The sequence below is a fragment of the uncultured Campylobacter sp. genome (assembly GCF_937997405.1).
In the GTDB taxonomy this organism is placed as follows: Bacteria; Campylobacterota; Campylobacteria; order Campylobacterales; family Campylobacteraceae; genus Campylobacter_B.
This window is the reverse complement of the sequence record NZ_CALKTL010000098.1, coordinates 1-3673: the sequence shown is the minus strand read 5'-3', so window position 1 is coordinate 3673 and position 3673 is coordinate 1. Positions and strand designations below refer to the sequence as shown.

3 protein-coding genes and 1 pseudogene are annotated in these 3673 nt (G+C 48.1%); 3 read left to right on the top strand and 1 reads right to left on the bottom strand.

Annotated features, from left to right (window positions below):
• Positions 1–177 precede the first annotated feature (177 nt).
• Positions 178–381 (bottom strand): annotated as a pseudogene (locus tag Q0372_RS05400) (SAM-dependent methyltransferase); the annotation flags it as partial.
• A 45-nt stretch (positions 382–426) separates the two neighbouring features.
• Between Q0372_RS05400 and Q0372_RS05395 the strand changes: the two are divergent.
• The 3 genes from Q0372_RS05395 to Q0372_RS05385 are packed head-to-tail and all read left to right on the top strand — an operon-like array spanning position 427 to position 3499.
• Entirely contained in the window at positions 427–1461 is a 1035-nt protein-coding gene (locus tag Q0372_RS05395; protein WP_298103486.1) for an O-antigen ligase family protein, read from the top strand.
• A complete protein-coding gene (locus Q0372_RS05390) occupies positions 1458–2270 on the top strand; it encodes a polysaccharide deacetylase family protein (protein ID WP_298103483.1) in 813 nt (270 codons plus the stop codon). The genes Q0372_RS05395 and Q0372_RS05390 overlap by 4 nt, the downstream gene beginning before the upstream one ends.
• The gene (locus Q0372_RS05385; protein WP_298103481.1) at positions 2267–3499 is read left to right on the top strand and encodes a glycosyltransferase; all 1233 of its coding nucleotides are present in this window, start codon (positions 2267–2269) and stop codon (positions 3497–3499) included. The genes Q0372_RS05390 and Q0372_RS05385 overlap by 4 nt, the downstream gene beginning before the upstream one ends.
• Positions 3500–3673 lie beyond the last annotated feature (174 nt).

The window sequence follows — 3673 nt, the reverse complement described above, 5'->3', positions numbered from 1 at the left end:
TTAAAACTCGAATGAGTGATGATTTATTTCATCTTTTTGGCAAGTTTGGCATCGGTCACTTGTTATCTCGCCTATCATTGGAGAAACATGACGGAGTTTCGGCGGCTGAAACTTAAAACCGTCTTCCGCACAATGCTCAATGCGCCCCGTATCATGCAAACCGGCCGCCATTTTGCCGTGATCGACGGCATATACAAATAAACCTCGTTTCACTAACTGATACGTCCAACCGCCAGGGCAAGCGCCGAGATCCACGGCATACATGGTTTCGTTAAGCAATTCCGCTTCTTTTTGGCGCGGAATAAAACTCAAAATCGCCTCTTCCAATTTTAATGTAGAGCGACTTGGTGCGCGTCGCTGTTTTTTAAAAACGCGGTCTATCAGATCTCCTTTGCAGCGCTAAATTTACTCTTTTTGGCGCATCTATTGTATTTTAAAAACTACTTGGTTCTAAGCGAAATTTTGAAAAAGACGCGATTTATCGCGATCTGCTTCCTCTGCCTGGTAGTGACGCTAGCGATCTCAAACCTCCTAAACGAGGCCGCGATCTCAAAAAAAGCATGGCAGAGCACGCTATTTTTCGTGCTTCGATACGGCACAATATTTTTGGCGCTTTGCTATTTTTACAAGCTTAAATTTTTTGATCAAAACGCCGTTTTTGCTTTTTTGTTCGTGGGGCTTGGAATTTTATCGGCGAGCACGATCTATCAGTTTGTAAGTAGTCCTGATGCGATCGTCTTTTCAAACAATTCTGTTCGCGGAGGTCTTAGCGGAGCGCTTTCGAACCGCAATATTTTAGGGCTTTTTATGGGCTTTGGGCTCTGCCTTAGCGCGGTGGCGATACGGCGGCCTTTGGCGCTTAAATTTGCGGCTCTATTTTTATTTGCGTTTTTTATGATCTTTTCATTTTCCAGAGCGGCGTGGGTCGGTGCGTTTTGTGCGCTTGCGTTTTATAGCGCGCTAAATTTAAAGAGCTTAAACAAAAAATACCTGCTTTTCACGGTGGGTTTCATCGCGCTTTTTGCCGTTTTGCTTGCGCTTTCGCCGTCGTTTGAGCAAAGGCTAGCCGCGCTATTTAGCGGCGATTCCTCAGGCAGAACCGTGATTTGGAGCTATATTTTGGAAATGGCGCAGCAAAAGCCTATCTTAGGCTACGGGCTGGGCTCATATATAAATTTGCCGGGCTCCCCGGTTCTTGAGCATCCTGAATATAACGCGCCGCACAATCTATTTTTAGAAATTTTACTTTATAGCGGCGTGCTCGGCCTTATCTTTTACGGCGCGATCCTATTTAGCGTTTTTAAGGAGTGCATTCAAAGCAGGCAGTTTGGGGTTCTTACGCTTCTAATCTATCTTTTGATAGATTGCCAGTTCGATCACGGCGCGTATCTGTCGAAAGAGGCGCTAAGTCTGGCTACGATTTTGAGCTTTTTAGCTTATCGCATGAGGATTGAGCGATGATCTACGCGGCGGTTTTGGCTTTTGCGGCGCTTTTTGCGTGGTTTAGCCTGCGCTTTGCGTGGTGGGCAAAGGATCTGCCTTATGAGTATCCGCGCGTGTTGATGTATCATATGATCCGCGAGCATCTGCCAAAGCGCGCCTCTAAATTTAACCGCCTGCGCGTAAGTCCTGCCGCGTTTGAAAAACAGCTTGCGTGGCTGAAGCGAAACGGCTTTACGAGCTACACTCTAAGCGAGCTTGCAAGCTTGGGTAGCAAGCCTTCAAAGGCGGTTTGTATCACTTTCGACGACGGGTATCGCGATAATCTCGCGAGCGCCCTGCCTCTTTTGCAAAAATACGGCTTTAAGGCGACGATTTTCATCGTGAACCGGCGCTTTGACGGGAATTGGGCGACCGATAAGGATCTAAAAAAATCAAGCGACGAGCTAAATCGCGAGGAGATGTTAAGCGACGAGGAGGTCCGCGAGCTTTTGCAAAGCGGGCTTATCGAGATCGGCTCGCATACGCTCGATCACGCAAACTTGCCTAGCTTGGATGCGGCAGAGCAGCTGCGCCAGATGAGCGAATCAAAGCGCGAAATAGAGGTGAAATTTGACATCTCTTGCAGCGCTTTTGCCTATCCGTTCGGCTTTTACGACGAGATTAGCGTGCGCTGCGCGCGCGAGGCGGGCTTTAGCTGCGCCGTCACGACGCGAAACGACGTGTTGCGCCCGCACTACTCAAATTTTGAAATTCCGCGCATCATGGTTAGCGGCAGGCAGGGGCTTTTTAGCTTTATTTTGAAGATGAAGAAGGGCAGAAATAGATGAAAATCGCCTATCTTTGCTGCTCCAGATTTTACGGCGGCGTCGAAAAGATCGTAATCGACTCGCTAAATGAGCTTTGCAAAAGCGAGCAGGCGGCGCTAATCGTGCCCGCGCGATGCGAGTTTTTACAGCGCCTGGATGCGCGCGTGCAAATTTATCAGTACAAAAGCCGCGACAAGCGCTACAATCCGTTTTTGTTCGTTGAAATTTATCGGTTTTTACGCTCGGGCGGATTTGAAATTTTACATTCGCACGGCGCCAAAGCCGCGCAGATCGGCTTCGTGGTCGAAAAATTTCTAAACCTTAAGCTTGTTGCGACCAAACATAACGACCGCAAGGCGCCCGTTTTCGATCGCGTGCGAAACGTCATCGCAGCCTCGCGCAAGGTCGCAACCACGATAAATCACGCCGCAAAGGTGATATATTTCGGCATAGAGCCGCGGCGGGAGTTTGAAAATCATGAAATTCTCGCGCGCTGCAAGGACTTGGAGGGTGCCGCAAACGAAGCGCTCAAGGAAACAAAGGACGCGCGCAGCGACTCGGCTGGCGCTGCGAATACGTCGCAAAATATGACTGGCACTGTATTTGCATCGCAAGATACGCCTGATGGGGCGAGTGTATCGCAAGATAGGGCTTTCGATGCGGACGCATCGCAAAATAAGACTAGTAGCATATTCGTATCGCAACAGGGCGTAAGCGCGGCGGCGGGAAATTTTAAATTTAGCATCGTTGCGGTCGGCAGGCTCGATAAGATCAAGGGTTTTGATCTTTTGATCCACGCCGCAAGCGAGCTGAAATTCGATTTCGAGCTTAAAATTTACGGGCAGGGCGGCGAGAGGCAAAATTTGCAAAATTTAATCGATTCGCTAAAATTGCAGGATCGGGTGCGGCTGTGCGGCTTTTGCGACGACGTTGCGGCGGCCCTGAGCGCGTCGCACCTGCACGTCATCAGCTCGCGTAAGGAGGGCTTTCCGGTGATTTTGATCGAAGGTATTTTTTATTCGCCCGTGCTGATATCTACCCGCGTGGGCGGAATTTCGGAAATTTTAAGCGAGGAGTTTTTATGCGAGGCGGCAGCTCTGGGCGCTAAGATCGATGAAATTTACCGCACTTACGGCAAATCCGCCCGGGCTTTTGCGCAAAAACATGCCAAGTTCAAGCAAACTTTGACGCTGCAAAATTATATTAGCTCGCTTAAAAATTACTACGAGGAGCTGTTATGCGAAGTCTAAATTTAGGCAAAGTAGCGATTAATGGATGATACATATTTATCAGTTTGGCGTATTTTGGGCATAAACTTAGTCTTGTAAATGCTTGATAATAATGTTATAATCCCGAAATAAAGGATAAAGATGTCTAAATTAGACGAAGCAAAAGAAAGATTGATGACGCTTAGATTTTGGTTG